12 protein-coding genes and 1 tRNA gene are annotated in these 13,764 nt (G+C 40.3%); 5 read left to right on the forward strand and 8 right to left on the reverse strand.

Translation table 11 applies throughout. From position 1 onward, the window contains the following. Positions 1 to 1,036: 1,036 nt before the first annotated feature. The 3 genes from CDZ78_RS15725 to CDZ78_RS15735 all read right to left on the reverse strand — a co-directional run bounded on the left by CDZ78_RS15725 (position 1,037) and on the right by CDZ78_RS15735 (position 4,671). Positions 1,037 to 1,113 (reverse strand) — tRNA-Arg (locus CDZ78_RS15725). Between the two features lie 37 nt (positions 1,114 to 1,150). Beyond that, positions 1,151 to 3,160: a DNA helicase Rep gene (rep, locus tag CDZ78_RS15730; RefSeq protein WP_087870850.1), complete on the reverse strand. Its 2,010-nt coding sequence runs from the start codon at positions 3,158 to 3,160 to the stop codon at positions 1,151 to 1,153. After that, positions 3,160 to 4,671 (reverse strand): YifB family Mg chelatase-like AAA ATPase, encoded by a 1,512-nt coding sequence (locus tag CDZ78_RS15735; protein ID WP_087870851.1) that lies wholly within the window; start codon positions 4,669 to 4,671, stop codon positions 3,160 to 3,162. The genes rep and CDZ78_RS15735 overlap by 1 nt, the downstream gene beginning before the upstream one ends. 604 nt (positions 4,672 to 5,275) lie before the next feature. On the opposite strand from CDZ78_RS15735, the gene rpmH reads away from it, so the two are divergent. The 5 genes from rpmH (at position 5,276) to mnmE (ending at position 9,386) form a co-directional block, all read left to right on the forward strand. Further along, positions 5,276 to 5,410, forward strand: a complete 135-nt coding sequence (gene rpmH / locus CDZ78_RS15740) for a 50S ribosomal protein L34 (RefSeq protein WP_087870852.1) — start codon at positions 5,276 to 5,278, stop codon at positions 5,408 to 5,410. A 3-nt stretch (positions 5,411 to 5,413) separates the two neighbouring features. Then, positions 5,414 to 5,782, forward strand: coding sequence for a ribonuclease P protein component (gene rnpA, locus CDZ78_RS15745; protein WP_087870853.1), 369 nt, complete (start codon positions 5,414 to 5,416; stop codon positions 5,780 to 5,782). Beyond that, positions 5,764 to 5,991 (forward strand): membrane protein insertion efficiency factor YidD, encoded by a 228-nt coding sequence (gene yidD, locus CDZ78_RS15750; protein WP_087870854.1) that lies wholly within the window; start codon positions 5,764 to 5,766, stop codon positions 5,989 to 5,991. The genes rnpA and yidD overlap by 19 nt, the downstream gene beginning before the upstream one ends. Positions 5,992 to 5,993: 2 nt before the next feature. Beyond that, positions 5,994 to 7,631 (forward strand): membrane protein insertase YidC, encoded by a 1,638-nt coding sequence (gene yidC, locus CDZ78_RS15755; RefSeq protein WP_087870855.1) that lies wholly within the window; start codon positions 5,994 to 5,996, stop codon positions 7,629 to 7,631. Between the two features lie 408 nt (positions 7,632 to 8,039). After that, entirely contained in the window at positions 8,040 to 9,386 is a 1,347-nt protein-coding gene (gene mnmE, locus CDZ78_RS15760) for a tRNA uridine-5-carboxymethylaminomethyl(34) synthesis GTPase MnmE (RefSeq protein WP_087870856.1), read from the forward strand. A 15-nt stretch (positions 9,387 to 9,401) separates the two neighbouring features. Here mnmE and rfaD read toward each other — a convergent pair whose 3' ends face one another. The 5 genes from rfaD to CDZ78_RS15785 all read right to left on the reverse strand — a co-directional run. Continuing rightward, on the reverse strand, positions 9,402 to 10,349 hold the full coding sequence (rfaD, locus tag CDZ78_RS15765) for an ADP-glyceromanno-heptose 6-epimerase (RefSeq protein ID WP_087870857.1): 948 nt from the start codon (positions 10,347 to 10,349) through the stop codon (positions 9,402 to 9,404). A 219-nt stretch (positions 10,350 to 10,568) separates the two neighbouring features. Continuing rightward, entirely contained in the window at positions 10,569 to 11,990 is a 1,422-nt protein-coding gene (gene hldE / locus CDZ78_RS15770) for a bifunctional D-glycero-beta-D-manno-heptose-7-phosphate kinase/D-glycero-beta-D-manno-heptose 1-phosphate adenylyltransferase HldE (protein WP_087870858.1), read from the reverse strand. Continuing rightward, positions 11,983 to 12,555, reverse strand: a complete 573-nt coding sequence (locus tag CDZ78_RS15775; RefSeq protein ID WP_087870859.1) for a D-sedoheptulose-7-phosphate isomerase — start codon at positions 12,553 to 12,555, stop codon at positions 11,983 to 11,985. The genes hldE and CDZ78_RS15775 overlap by 8 nt, the downstream gene beginning before the upstream one ends. Positions 12,556 to 12,747: 192 nt before the next feature. After that, on the reverse strand, positions 12,748 to 13,398 hold the full coding sequence (locus tag CDZ78_RS15780) for a DUF2220 domain-containing protein (RefSeq protein ID WP_087870860.1): 651 nt from the start codon (positions 13,396 to 13,398) through the stop codon (positions 12,748 to 12,750). After that, on the reverse strand, positions 13,382 to 13,764 hold a 383-nt coding region (locus CDZ78_RS15785), incomplete at its 5' end, for a DUF3322 domain-containing protein (RefSeq protein WP_244559273.1). The genes CDZ78_RS15780 and CDZ78_RS15785, both read right to left, overlap by 17 nt.

A 13,764-nucleotide genomic window follows, 5' to 3' on the forward strand; every position in this document is an offset into this window, starting at 1 on the left:
ATTTTTCACTTTCAATGGCGGCATACCGTCGCTTATTTTTTTCACAAAGTGAGTCATAAAATTTCTTCATCGACTTTTCGATATTTTTTTTATAAGGAAATGACATAAGACAACCACTGAGTAATAAATTAAGATAACCTTAATTTAGGGGAGATATTTCATTATTCAAGCTTGGCTGCTTCAGGAAGTTATTTCGTGCACATTCCTAAAGATATAATTTAGGAAAATTCACCATTACTCTTTTGTCAAAATGCCTGATGGTTTTATTTAATGGCATCACTTTATTTTCTTGAGCTAGTATCACATTAGGTACAGTATAAAATTGTACATATTTCATAATTAGAATGCCAGTATGAAAAGTTTATAGACGTCTCCTCAAAGTATGATTTGTACGGTTCAAATAAGTTCGTAGTTGAACGATAAATTAGAAGTCTTGAAGAAGTATTATTTATAGTCCTAGAGGAAGACGAAGTCTGATGTAATTTCAGCCCTTTTAAAATATGCTAGTCCCTTTAAATTAAAGGCTTGAGACAGAAGTCTGAGTACCTGTATATACATATCGTTTTATGTCTCTCTGTGGGGCATATAAGTGACATAAATTTAACGAAAAACTTAATGTATCAATAGAAGTATTTACTTGTTGTAAAAGTTCTAATTTCAATTGAATCAAATGCAGAAGTAAAACCATGAAATATAGAGATACGCCACGGTGCATAAATTTTATTTTACCAATCCAGGTAAAAATGGGTAGTTGGGGTTACAGTAACGTTACTGCAAAATAGAGCATATCGAGGTTTTGGCCTTACAGTAAGAACTAAGTTGCAAAGTTTATGACTTCTATTCAATGATGCATACAGCCTACTCTGAGAAGTGGTGCTACTTCTATAACGGCATTACAGGAGCATTACAGTTTGTAAAAAAATTGAATTAAGTACATATTTCAAAACCTTCATTTATTTTAATTATTCAATCGCAACTCAGCTATTTTCTATGAATATTTAATGACTTAAATATCAGCTACAGATCATATGTAATATGGCGCGCCCGAGACGATTCGAACGTCCGACCCCTGCCTTCGGAGGGCAGTACTCTATCCAGCTGAGCTACGGGCGCGTAATTTGAACTGTCTATTTTAACGTATCGTTGTGATTTACGATAGCATGGATTTTAAATGTGCCAGATTCGCTTTACCGCGCACCTTCTGTTCGGCTTCATCTGCGGGTTTTTTACTTGCCCATTCTAAGTCTTCTTCGGGTAGTTCGGCTAAAAACCGGCTGGGCTCACTTTCGCTTATATCACCATAGCGTTTACGGTGAGTACAGTAGCTAAAGGTACATGTATGTTGTGCCCGGGTAATACCAACATAGGCAAGACGACGTTCCTCTTCTATATTGTCTGTTTCGATGCTGTTTTGATGCGGCAGAATATTTTCTTCGATACCAATTAAAAATACATGAGGGAATTCCAGCCCTTTTGCTGCATGCAAAGTCATTAAGCTGACTTGATTTTCTGCCTGTTCATCCTGATTACGATCTAGAATATCCATCAATTGAATTTTAGAAACTATTTCATCGAGAGTCTTTTCCTGCTCGTTGTCATCTTCACTTTTTGCGATACGCTGTAGCCATTCAACCAGTTCAGTGACATTTTTAATTTTACGTTCAGCTGCTTGCTGGGTGTTGCTGTTTTCCTGTAGCCATTGGTGATAATTAATTTGTTCGATAAAGGCATTCATTTCAGCAAAGGTATCGCCCATTTGCATAGAGCTGGCTGTCCTATGAGTCCATTCGCAAAACTTTTGTAAACGTGCCAATGCTGCCTGAGGGAGCTTTTCTCTTACGCCCATTTCCGAGCAGGCGCTGAATAAGCTTATATGTCGTTCATTGGCATAGGCTCCCAGTTTTTCTAAAGTAGTCGGACCTATTTCACGGCGCGGAGTATTCACTATACGTAAAAAAGCTGCGTCATTATCTGGATTAACAAATAATTTCAGGTAACTAAGGATATCTTTGATTTCTGCATAGGCAAAAAATGAGGTACTGCCCGTAATAAAATAGGGGACGTCGTGCTCACGTAAACTGCGTTCAAATAAACGTGATTGGTGATTGCCTCTATAAAGGATCGCGTAATCACCATAATCAGCGCCGGTTTTGAATTTATGATGCACGATTTCCGAAACAACTTGTTTTGCTTCTTCGTTATCATTTTTATGGGTTAATACGCGCAATGGTTCGCCAAAACTCATATCACTCCATAATTTCTTTTCAAAGGCGTGTGGATTATTGGCAATAAGCTGGTTAGCAACTTTTAAAATTCGTCCATAAGAACGGTAGTTCTGCTCCAGTTTGATCACAGTTAGGCGTGCATAGTCTTTTTGTAATTGAGCCAGGTTTTCTGGTTGTGCTCCTCGCCATGCATAGATAGATTGGTCATCATCACCCACGACAGTGAATTTACCAAGCTTTCCTACCAGTAATTTGACCAGTTGATACTGGGTGATATTGGTATCCTGATATTCATCGACTAATAAGTAACGAATTTTGTTTTGCCATTTTTCCAGAATATCAGTGTGGTTTTGAAATAGTAAAACGGGGAGTAAAATCAAATCATCAAAATCAACGGCATTATAGGCTTTTAAACTACGTGTATAGTCGGCATATAAATGTGCGGCATCGTTATCTTCTGCACTAGCATGACTTTTTGCCTGCTCCGGCGTGATAAAGGCATTTTTCCATTGCCCAATTTTTCCAGAATAACTTTCGACATTATCTATATCGTAATTCGCATGACTATGCATGATAAGATTTTTTAACAGAGTAATTTTATCTTGCTCGTCAAACAAGGAAATCCCTGCTTTATACTGCAAAGTTTTATGTTCTTTGCGTAGAATATCCAGGCCTAGAGAATGAAATGTCGAAACACGTAAGCCGCGTAATTGTTTGTCATCTAATAATTTACCAACCCGCTCTTTCATTTCTCTTGCTGCTTTATTGGTAAATGTCAGTGCAGCAATATGTCGTGCAGGCAGCCCTTGCTTAACTAGATAGGCAATTTTTTCAGTAATGACTCGCGTTTTACCACTACCAGCACCTGCAAGTACTAGCAGAGGACTGTCTATGGTATTGACTGCACGATTTTGTTCAGGGTTAAGCTTAGGCATTAAGGTTGACGGTCTAGTTTACGATAGCTTATTGCTTCGCTTAAATGTGGGATTTCGATTTGTTCAGATTCTGCTAAATCAGCAATGGTACGTGCCAGTTTTAATATTCGGTGATAGGCGCGATGCGATAAACCAAAGCTATTCATGGCTTGCTCTAATAATTGATGACCTTGTTCGGTCAACGTGCAAATCTGTTTTACCTCTGCTGCACTAAGTTTGCTATTCACTTTCCCTGAGCGTGCTATTGCAATGTTCCGTGCATGGATCACTCGTTGGCGTATACTTGCGCTGCTTTCTTCGCCTTCTGGAGAGCCTTTGCGTAGGACTTCATGCGAAACACGAGGCACTTCCAGGAGCATATCAATTCGGTCTAATAACGGGCCGGAGATTTTGCCTCGGTACCGGGATACTTGCTCCGAAGTGCAATGACAACGTCCAGATGGATCTCCCAGGTAACCGCAGGGGCATGGATTCATGGCGGCAATAAGCTGAAATCGAGCAGGAAAATCTGCCTGTCTTGCGGCGCGAGAAATGGTGATATGTCCTGTTTCTAATGGCTCACGTAATACTTCCAGTACTTTGCGATCAAATTCGGGTAACTCATCGAGAAATAACAAGCCGTTATGCGCTAAAGAAATTTCCCCTGGCTTGGGATTACTCCCGCCACCCACTAATGCAGGTGCCGAGGCAGTATGATGCGGAGCTCTATAAGGAGGTTTAAGCCAGTTACTGGCATTAAAGTGAGTATCACTAATGGAGACAATCGCTGCACTTTCCAGTGCTTGTGCTTCGGTTAAGGGAGGTAATATGCTAGGTAAGCGAGATGCTAACATGGACTTTCCTGTGCCTGGGGGACCAAGCATCAGTCTGTTATGCAAACCTGTTGCAGCGATTTCTAATGCACGTTTCACGCGAAACTGTCCCTGAACATCGGCAAAGTCTAGTTCTGTGTTATGCGCTGCACTTGAAGGAGTCTGTGTTAGCTGTGTAGGAAGGCGTTGCTGACCATTAAGGTGTGCACAGATTGCCAATAAATGCTGTGCCGGAAATAGTTCTGCATGTTGTACTAATGCCGCTTCTTGAGCATTTTCTAAAGGTAAAAACAAAGCTCTATTTGCTTCTCGTGCCTGTAATGCAACAGGTAATACGCCATTAACGCTACGTAAATCACCCCCTAAAGAAAGTTCGCCTATGCATTCATATTTTGCCAGCTCTAAAGTAGAAATTTGTCCCGATGCAGCAAGAATACCAAGTGCAATCGGTAAATCAAAGCGCCCGCCTTCCTTAGGTACGTCCGCAGGTGCCAGGTTAATGGTAATGCGTTGCATAGGGAATTGAAAATGCGAGTTAATAATAGCACCCCGAACACGGTCTTTGCTTTCTTTGACTGCCGCTTCAGATAGGCCAACTAAATTTAAAGCAGGCAAGCCATTGGAAATATGCACTTCAACTGTTACCAGAGGCGCATCAACTCCAGATCGACCTCTACTATATGCAACGGCAAGTGACATCTTAAATTCCTTGTTTTTTCAATAAAACGAAAAGTATAAGCTCTTATTTCCGGTTATGGAGTAGCTAGAATCGAGCCATTGTAACTGTTATAGCCATTAAGCAGTAGAGCTTGAGGGTTTTGAATCAATATTACAGGAGATTTAGAAAAGACTGCTGCCCTAATCCTGTCATAACCTTATATTACATCCCAGATTCAGGAAAGTATTCTTTATTGATTTACCCTGCCTCAGCTGCCCTTAGCATTGTGGGCCTATTGGGCAAGGAGTGACAGTAAGCATAGGATATTTTAGGCGTTTATTACAGAGCCGTAATGAATCCGATTTATATTTTATCCGGCCATGGTTGCGGTTTTCTAACTGCTGCTTTACGCCGAGGGCTGCGTTGCTGAAACAGTTTCGTAGCCAGCTATAGACCTACATCAGGACCTTGCTCTCAACAAAAACAAACTCACTATAAATACTGAACTTATCGCTATTTATAGGATAAAATATTGAGACTCTTCTGCATTTGTCTATCTATCTTATTGACAAAATACTAATAATTTCATATCATTCCATCTCTTTTTCATCCATTTTTACCCTATAAGCTTAAGGAACCCTTAGAATGAAAAGAACTTATCAACCAAGTAAAATAAAGCGTGCACGTACTCATGGTTTTCGTGCAAGAATGGCGACTAAAGGTGGTCGTAAAGTAATTAACGCACGTAGAGCAAAAGGTCGTCATACACTAGCTCTATAACAGTTGACACAGAAAGCCGCTTGTTTTCCACCGCAAGTGCGGTTAAGGGAGCCAGCTGAATTTAAACGTGTTTTCGCTAAAGCGGAAAGATCATCCGATAAATATTTTACAGTACTCGCCATTGTCAATGAACTAGACTACCCACGTTTAGGCCTTGCAATAGCAAAAAAAAATATAAAACGTGCTGTTGATAGAAATAAAATCAAACGATCTGCCCGGGAAAGCTTTAGATTACAACAACATGAAATGATAAATATCGATATTGTTGTAATGGCACGCAGGGATGCGGCAACAGCGAAGTCTAAAAGGCTTCAGGCTTCTCTGGATAATCATTGGCTTAAATTAATTAAGCGATGCGCTACATACTCATAGCCCTGTTCAGGTTTTATAAATATTTTATAAGCCCTCTGTTAGGAAGTCATTGCCGCTTTAACCCTTCTTGTTCGAGCTATGCTATGCAGGCTATTGCCATGCATGGTGCTTTAATCGGCTCCTATCTCACAATAAAACGATTACTTCGGTGTCACCCTTTTTATCATGGTGATATTGATGATCCTGTACCCAAAAAAACTGGTAAGTAAAAATGGAGAATATAAGGTTTGTACTCATCGTCATTCTTGCGATGATTTCATTAATGTTATGGGAAGCATGGCAGGCAGATTATGGCCCACAGCCTGAAGTTCCTATGCAAACGGCTATTGATGCAAATGGCAACCCTATTAATATAGGTACAGAAAATAATCAGGACACTTCTGAACTTCCATTATCGGAAGTTGTAGCAAATAATATTATTAGTGTAAACACCGATGTTTACCAATTAGAAATAGACACACAGGGTGGAACGCTACGTAACCTGGATTTGCTAGATTACACTGTTGTTAAAGGTGAAGAGCAAAAAATACGATTATTTGATAGCAGCACTGAAAAACTATTCTTAGGTCAAAGTGGGCTACTAACTAGTGGGAAGTCAGTTAAACTTCCTAATCATAATTCAGAATTAAGTTCTGCAAAAACGAGCTACGAACTTAAAGCGGGGGAGAATATACTTACTGTCCCATTAACATGGACTGATGGTAACGGCTTAAACTATACCAAAACCTATACTTTTACACGTGGCAGTTATGTTATTGGATTAGACCAAAAAATTGACAACCAGTCTGCTAATGACTGGACGGGTAGACAATACACTCAATTACTTAGAGTGCCTCATTCTGATGGAAAAGGAAATACCTTTATTCGTACCTACTCTGGAGCTGTTGTCTACACAGAAGAAGATAAGTACCAGAAAATTGATTTTGATGACATGGCGGAAGAAGACCTAAAAACCAAGACTATTGGTGGCTGGTCAGCTATGATTCAACATTATTTCGCGACAGCATGGGTACCGCCTGCAGCTGACGAAGAACATTACTTTACCAAGGAATTAAGCAACTCACGGTTTGTTATTGGTTCTTATTCCAACCCAACTACTGTTGCGGCAAATACTAGTGCGGTTTTAAGTAGTCAATTGTTTATTGGTCCTAAAATTCAGCCTATGATGGAAGCGGTTGCTCCAGGGCTAGAGTTAACCGTTGATTACAGCTGGCTGACTATTATTGGTAAACCAATCTATGCCTTGCTTAACTGGATCCATGACAATGTAGTGAATAACTGGGGTTTCTCCATTATGGGTGTGACTCTATGTATTAAAGCTCTGTTTTTTCCATTGTCGGCAGCTAGCTACAAGTCAATGGCAAAAATGCGCAAACTACAACCACGTTTAGCTCAATTAAAAGAGAGCTATGGCGATGATAGACAGCGCTTTAATGAAGAAATGATGAGCTTATACCGCAAGGAAAAAGTGAACCCTATGGGCGGCTGTTTACCGATTATGGTACAGATCCCGGTGTTTATTTCCTTATACTGGGTATTAATTGAAACTGTTGAATTAAGACAAGCACCTTTTTTACTTTGGGTTCATGATTTATCAGCAAAAGATCCTTTCTTTGTTTTGCCTGTTGTCATGGGTATCACCATGTTCCTTCAGCAAAGACTAAACCCTGCGCCTGTTGATCCATTACAGGCAAAAATCATGCGTATGTTCCCTATCGTATTTACTGTGTTTTTCTTGTTCTTCCCGGCAGGTCTGGTTTTATACTGGGTAACTAATAATACTTTATCGATTATGCAGCAATGGTATATCACCAATAAAATTGTTGGTAAAGAGCCAGAAAAAACCTAAGAAAAATTGCGCATTATCAATACAAAAAGCCGAATCAGCGTAAGCCGATTCGGCTTTTTGTATTTAAGAGAAAAAATATAAACTAGCAGTGTTATTATTCTGATAGTTGTAGGGTGCGGCTTTAGAGCTAGTGAAAGTATCTGCTTTTAGCCTCCCCCCTTGAGAAGGGGGGATTGAGGGGGATCGTATAAAAACATATGTCATTGATATTGTATGATTAGTTTTAATAGATCAAACCTCCCCTAACCCCTCCTTAACTAAGGAGGGGGATTTTGTTGAATACTTTCACCGTCTCTTTAGCCTGCCTTTAAATGTTTCGAGATTTAATTGTCCTCATCCTACGTCCATGTTACGAGGGAGGGTATTAATAAAATAGAGTATGTTGAACGTTATTTATTGGGCCTATTTATGAAGATTACACATCAGGACACGATAGCTGCTATTGCAACGCCACGAGGGAATGGTGGTGTCGGCATTATTAGAATATCTGGCAATAAGGCAAAAGATATTGCGCAGCAACTGGTCAATAAAGACTTGCAAGCACGTCATGCTCACTATGCATCTTTTTATGATGCAGATCAAAGCATTATTGACTCGGGCTTAGCGATATTTTTCCCTAATCCTGCTTCATTTACCGGCGAGGATACAGTAGAAATCCAAGGACATGGCGGGGCTGTCATCATGGATATGCTACTCAGGCGTATCTTATCGTTAGGTGGGCGAATGGCAAAGCCTGGTGAATTTTCAGAAAGGGCTTTCTTAAATAACAAGCTTGACCTGGCACAGGCAGAAGCGATTGCTGACCTAATAGAAAGTAGTACCGAACAATCTGCCCGTTCTGCGCAAAAGTCTATGCAAGGTGTTTTTTCCAGACAAATTAATGAGCTGGTTGAAGAGCTGATCGAATTGCGCATCTATGTCGAGGCCGCAATCGACTTTGTTGATGAAGAGATAGATTTTCTAAGCGATGGCATCGTTGAAAATCGAATTATTCGTCTGGTAACAGCCATAGAAAATATTTTACAGATAGCTCAACAAGGGCGCCTATTACGTGATGGTATGACGGTGGTTCTTGCAGGTAAACCCAACGCGGGTAAATCCAGCTTATTGAATGCGTTAGCGGGGCATGAAGCAGCAATCGTAACTGATGTCGCCGGCACCACACGTGATGTACTTAAAGAGCGTATACAAATAGATGGCATGCCTCTACATATTATCGATACTGCGGGGCTACGTGATAGTGATAATGAGGTGGAGAAAGAGGGTATCCGTCGTGCTCATGCAGAAATACAAAAAGCCGATAAAATTTTATTATTGATTGATATTAATGACCCACAACCCGATAGTCTATTAAAAAGCTTACCTGAACATATCAGTCTGACCAAAATTTATAATAAAATTGATTTACGTGAAATTTCACCCGAAATTATAGAACAAGACGATAGCACTGCAATTTACCTGTCGATAAAACAAAATATAGGTATGGATTTACTAACCCGGCATTTAAAGCAAAGTGTAGGTTTTGATGGTACAGCAGATAATGTCTTTATCGCCAGGCGTAGACATATAGAGGCCCTAAGCAATGGGCTGGAATACGTACAAAATGCACTCAGCCAACTAAAAGTTAATCAGGCAGGCGAACTAGTCGCCGAAGACCTAAGGCAAGCGCAAAATAAACTTTCAGAAATCACCGGTGAGTTTACATCGGATGATTTGCTAGGTAAGATTTTTAGTTCTTTTTGTATTGGAAAGTAAGCAGGTAATAAAAAATTAGCCTCTACTCAACCACGCTAAATATAAGGAAACTCCTTCCTGAACCGTTTTGAAAGGGGCGTTATAACCCACTGCACGTAACTTGCTCATATCTGCCTGAGTATAACTCTGATAACTGCCTTTCAGGTGTGCTGGGAAAGGAATGTAATTAATTTGCCCTTTTTTGTGGTAATCAATTACAGCATTAGCAACATCCTTAAATGATTGCGCCTTGCCGGTACCGACATTAAAAATACCATTGACTTCCGGGTGTGCAAATAGCCAAAGATTTACAGCGACAATATCATCGATATAGATAAAATCACGTAACTGACCACCATTTTCGTAACCATCACAGCCTTCAAATAACTTAGGGTTTTCGCCCTTTAAGATTTGATTATGTAAATGAAAGGCAACGCTAGCCATGCTACCTTTATGCTGTTCTCTGGGGCCATACACATTAAAATAACGTAAACCGACAACTTGAGTTGTATTGTCTAAATCAAGGTGGCGAACATATTGATCAAATTGCCATTTTGAATAACCATAAACGTTCAGGGGGTCTTCGTACTCGCGGCTTTCGGTAAATTGTTTATTGCCTCCATAAGTTGCTGCCGATGAGGCATAAATAAAGGCAATGGAATGATCGAGGCAGTAATGCAATAAAGCTTTGGAAAACTCATAATTATTTTGCATCATATATTTTCCGTCCCACTCTGTAGTAGAGGAGCAGGCGCCTTCATGAAAAATAACTTCTATATTATCTGGTAGATCAGTATTGTTTTGCACTCTGTTGAGAAAGTCATCTTTATCCCAGTAATCGGCGATATCACAGTCAACAATATTACGAAATTTTGTACCATCGGTTAAATCATCAACAATAATAATATCAGTACGCCCTTGTTGATTGAGGGTTTTAACAATATTGCTGCCGATAAATCCAGCGCCGCCTGTGACAATAATCATAGCTATAAGCCTTGGTGTGTTTAAAAAGAGATAAAAATATTAATTCACTTACTTCATTAAGTGGCCTGAAGAGACTGGAAAGTATTCAACAAAATCCCCCTCCTTAGTTAAGGAGGGGTTAGGGGAGGTTTGATATATGTTTTCATACGATCCCCCCTTCTCAAGGGAGGAGGCTGTGAAAGCATATACTTTCACAGCCTCTGAAGCAACGCCCTATGTTTACTGGTTTTTAATGCGAGCAATGGTTGTCGTGGTAGATTTTCCGGCAACAAAATCCAGAATTTCCACTTTACCACCCGCCTTAATGACCGCTTCTGCACCGACAACTTGATCGGGCTTGTAGTCACCACCTTTAACCAGTATATCGGGTAAAAGTTTATTATAAATACGTTCAGGAGTTTCCTCAAAGAACGGAATAACCCAGTCAACACAGCCAAGGGCTGCGATAATTGTCATACGGTCTGCTAATTTGTTAATCGGACGAGATTCACCTTTTAATTGCTGTACAGATTCATCTGAATTAATGGCAACAACCAGGCGATCCCCTAATAATCTGGCCTGTTCAAGATAGGCAGCATGACCCGCATGTAGAATATCAAAACAGCCATTAGTCATGACTACTTTTTCGCCACTTTGCTGGGCAAAGTCGATTTCTTTTTGTAACTCTGTTTCTGAGACCACACCACTGATATTTTCCTTATCGCCATGTAAGGCACGATTCAGTTCATGGCTGGAAACTACCGAAGTACCAAATTTGCCTACGACTATGCCTGCTGCCATATTAGCCAGATGCATGGCATGCTGTAAATCCAGTCCTGAAGCAACACCAAGTGCCATGCTGGCAATAACGGTATCACCGGCTCCAGTGACATCAAAGACTTCCCGCGCATGTGTGGGTAAAAAGTAGGCTTCAGATTTTTTAATTAAAGCCATGCCATGTTCACTCAAGGTGACCAGCAAGGCGTCAATATCGTATTGTTCAAGTAATGCCTGTCCTTTATTGATAATCTGTTCATTGTCCTGGCATGTTCCGACAACAGCTTGAAATTCAGCTCGATTAGGGGTGATTAAAGTTGCTCCTTGATAACGCGAGAAGTCGTCGCCTTTAGGGTCAACAAAGCTTTGCACGTTTTGTGCATTTGCTAACTCAAGTAGCTGGGGAATATGCTCTAAAACGCCTTTGGCATAATCCGAGAAAATGACCACATCTGCCCCAGCTAATACTTTTTTATAGTGTGTCAGTAGCTCTGAGTAGTCAAAATCAATTAAGGGCTCTTCAAAATCCAGGCGTATAAGCTGTTGGTGCTGGGCAACTATTCGTAATTTACACGCTGTGGGTGCATGTTTACTGGTAATAAAATCACAACATACGCCTTTTGTTTCTAGTAATCCTTGCAATTCACCAGCTTCATCATCATCGCCAACGATGCCTAATAGAGTCACCTTGGCGGCTAATGACGCGATATTTAAGGCGACATTACCTGCGCCACCTGCACGACCCTCTTTCTTTGCAACTTTGACGATAGGCACAGGAGCCTCAGGCGATACACGGGTAGTTTGGCCGGACCAGTAATAATCAAGCATCAGGTCACCGACGACCAGTATATTTAATCTTTTAAATTCAGGGATCTCACTAATCATTAGGAACCTCATCAACCATTTCGCACCACCAGTGGTAAATTAACATATGTGCTTCCTGAACACGGGCTGTTGTTGTCGAAGGAATGACGATAGGCATATCTACCAGAGCTTTTAAACGTCCGCCATCCCCCCCCATTAAACCGATAATGCTCATATTTTTTTGTTTAGCAGTAACACTTGCCTGAATAATATTTTCACTATTTCCAGAGGTGGAAAATGCAATTAAACAGTCACCCTCGGAACCCAGTGCTTCAACCTGACGAGAAAACAGGCTATCAAAGCTAAAGTCATTGGGGTGTGCTGTCAGGATAGAAGTATCTGTTGTTAGTGCAATAGCAGGATAGGCGCGCCGATTTTTATGGTAACGAATAACTAGTTCAGCAGCAAAATGCTGACAATCTGCCGCACTACCGCCATTCCCGCAAAGCAGGATTTTGTGACCCGATATCAAGGTGCTAATGATTAGCTTTGAGGCCTGAGAGATCAGTGGCTTGAAACCTGTTAACTGATTAATAACTTGCTGGTGTTCCTGTATCACATCAATGAAATCTTTTTGTGCTGTCAAGGTGAGGTCCTGAGAATGATTATTTTAAATAATGGTTTACTTGATGAGCCCTGTGATATTAGTAAGGGATCCTGCCTAGCAAGAATTTGTGATTATAACACTTTAGCTTATGACCTTAAAATACATGGGAAAATATTAGCCACTCCCGCTAAAATCAATTAAATAGCTGTTAGAGCAAAAGTGTAAGTACTGTCATATCGCCAAAGACTTTTGTAAATAATTAAAACTAATGCGCTCTTGCTCCAGGCGCAATGACCCGTGATGCAGTTTTTGATATAGAAGACATTCTTCTTCAGTTAAATACTGCAGTTCTTTCTCTATACTTTGTGTGGGCGCATGCACCACTAGATGTTTAAAATGCTCTAGGGTTTTCCTATCCATCAACAAGGACTTTACCTGAGGATAATATTGTCGCAAGCGCGATAATATAGTTAAACCATCTGGGTCTAAATCTCCCCAATAATACAATTCTCGTCCTTGTAAACACTGTGCATCTACTAATAAATTCACTGCATAACCGAGACCAAAAATAACAATTGCTTCAGGGTGGTCAGGAAACGCAAGCATAGTCACCTTATTTCCAACAATAAACACCCTTTTTGCGGCAATTTTCAACTGTTTGAATTCACTTAATGTCAGGGTTAAATCTGTTAGACTGTGAATAGTTAGAGATGCATCCAGAATTCGCAGACGTATCAAGGGCTGGTCATAACGCAGTCCATAACGACGCTCAAAACCGTTATTTTTTAAGCCTGTAATATCGCTCTGATAACTGGAGTCAGCTAAAGTCTGAGTTAGTAACTCACTTAAGATGCTTTTGTGTTGTTCAATAAATTTGGCTATCTACACCTTTAATATCTAATTGGCGAATATAACAATCGGGTTGCGGATGCGTCTCAAAATAGGCACACACTTTTAATAATTGCGGCCAGACTTCAGCATATTGCATGACTTTAAACGGATAACGAATTAACCAGTCTAGTAATAAACCATCCTGCTCCAGGCTTTGCTGAGTGAGTGCCTGAAACCGCATAAACTCAGCTGTTTTGGATAAGTAATTTAGAAAAATAGCTTCGTTAGCAAAAGAAAGAGTCGCAGGGATTTTTTGCTCCCCCAACTGACGATGGCTAATCACTTTGTCTATGATTGAATAGCCCTGCTTTTGACTGTCTAGGCGTAAACTATAAATAGCATCCTGTAATTCACTAT

This window comes from Bathymodiolus platifrons methanotrophic gill symbiont, from assembly GCF_002189065.1.
Taxonomy (GTDB): Bacteria; Pseudomonadota; Gammaproteobacteria; order Methylococcales; family Methylomonadaceae; genus Methyloprofundus.

Bases quoted from the DNA above. Each gene is read 5' to 3' on its own strand.
- rep (WP_087870850.1), bottom strand. From the start codon at position 3,160: ATGCCTAAGCTTAACCCTGAACAAAATCGTGCAGTCAATACCATAGAC.
- CDZ78_RS15735 (WP_087870851.1), bottom strand. From the start codon at position 4,671: ATGTCACTTGCCGTTGCATATAGTAGAGGTCGATCTGGAGTTGATGCG.
- rpmH (WP_087870852.1), top strand. From the start codon at position 5,276: ATGAAAAGAACTTATCAACCAAGTAAAATAAAGCGTGCACGTACTCAT.
- yidD (WP_087870854.1), top strand. From the start codon at position 5,764: ATGCGCTACATACTCATAGCCCTGTTCAGGTTTTATAAATATTTTATA.
- yidC (WP_087870855.1), top strand. From the start codon at position 5,994: ATGGAGAATATAAGGTTTGTACTCATCGTCATTCTTGCGATGATTTCA.
- mnmE (WP_087870856.1), top strand. From the start codon at position 8,040: ATGAAGATTACACATCAGGACACGATAGCTGCTATTGCAACGCCACGA.
- rfaD (WP_087870857.1), bottom strand. From the start codon at position 10,349: ATGATTATTGTCACAGGCGGCGCTGGATTTATCGGCAGCAATATTGTT.
- hldE (WP_087870858.1), bottom strand. From the start codon at position 11,990: ATGATTAGTGAGATCCCTGAATTTAAAAGATTAAATATACTGGTCGTC.